This window comes from Streptomyces mutabilis (assembly GCF_014649815.1).
Classification (GTDB): domain Bacteria; phylum Actinomycetota; class Actinomycetes; order Streptomycetales; family Streptomycetaceae; genus Streptomyces; species Streptomyces mutabilis.
Window position 1 is genome coordinate 1 of sequence record NZ_BMTT01000077.1, and the last position, 1326, is coordinate 1326.

The 1326-nt window shown below is 31.7% G+C and carries 1 rRNA gene; it reads right to left on the reverse strand.

The annotated features are described in order from the left end of the window. A 23S ribosomal RNA gene (locus tag IE142_RS39600) occupies positions 1-1104 on the reverse strand; the annotation flags it as partial. Between the last annotated feature and the right edge of the window lie 222 nt (positions 1105-1326).

Consider the following 1326-nt stretch of genomic DNA (forward strand, 5'->3'; position numbering starts at 1 on the left):
ATCCATACTTATTACTTCTTAGAAGAAATAATAATTAATATTTATCCAATGTTCCGCTACCCCACATATACAATATTAATATTATAAATATGTGTACAAGGTTTCGGTATATTGTTTAGATCCGTTAAATTTTCGGTGTTTTTTTCTAAATTTAATTAATCAGTGCTCTGTTACGAGGTCTTCAAAAAATGGCCGCTTCTAAGCCTATTTCCTGATTGTTTTTAAAAAAAACATCCTTAATTTCACTCAACAATAATTTTGGAACCTTAACTCTTGTTCTGGGCTGTTTCCCTTTAGACATACAACCTTATCGCACTATGTCCGATTATTCAACATTCATCTTTGCCATTCCGAGTGCAAATACTCTCCGGTAAAGTCACTACAACCCCCCGATGTTGACAAAATCAAAAGATATTGTCCGAGATCACAGTTCTGTACCTGCTAAGATGTTAATTAAATTACCTACTTATATAGGTTTCGCGGAAAACCAGCTATACTAGTCAGTTTTGTCTTTCACTAACTTACCACAATTCTTCGGATATCTATACAACGATAACCCGTTCGGGCTTTTATAACCCTGACCATGGTAAGATCACTAGCCTTCGGGTCTAATTCTAGATACTAATTCATTTTTTCATAATTGGTTTATCTAAGCTAGCTCTATAACTTACCCTTGAAGGTCCATCTCCCTTCAACTTATTTTATAGAACATTGCTTGCATCTAAAATTAACTTGCTGACCCATTATGCAAAAGGTACGCTCTTATTATTTATTTAAATTTCACTCGAGCTGCTTATAAAACTACTATTTCAAATTTTACCTCACGGTACTTATCACTATCGCTTATATATCATATTTAGCCTTAGAGGAAGGTTCCCCTATATTCAAACAGATTTTAATCCATTTTACTTTAACAAGTTTTGTTAATAGGCTCTTGTTATTTAGTTTGCACCAAATAACAATCTCGTTTGATTTCTTTTCCTAAAGTTACTAAGATATTTCAATTCACTTCGTTTATTATTCGATTTCTCTTAGAAACTAGATTTACTAGTTATTCTTTAATATATAGCTAATTATCCATAATAATTTCTTTATATACTTGCCATGCGCAAAGCGCATGAAATATATCTTTCATATTGTCTATATTGCAAAATACACTCATAAATTAAATTTATACTTCAGGTTATTATGATTCGAACATAACTACTCCTCAACCCAAATGAGACGCCTAACCAACCTGGCTCTAACCTGTAATTTATATAATTATTATACTTCAGTGATAACCTCCTCCACCGTATATGTATTGGTAATATAAAAATATATTAT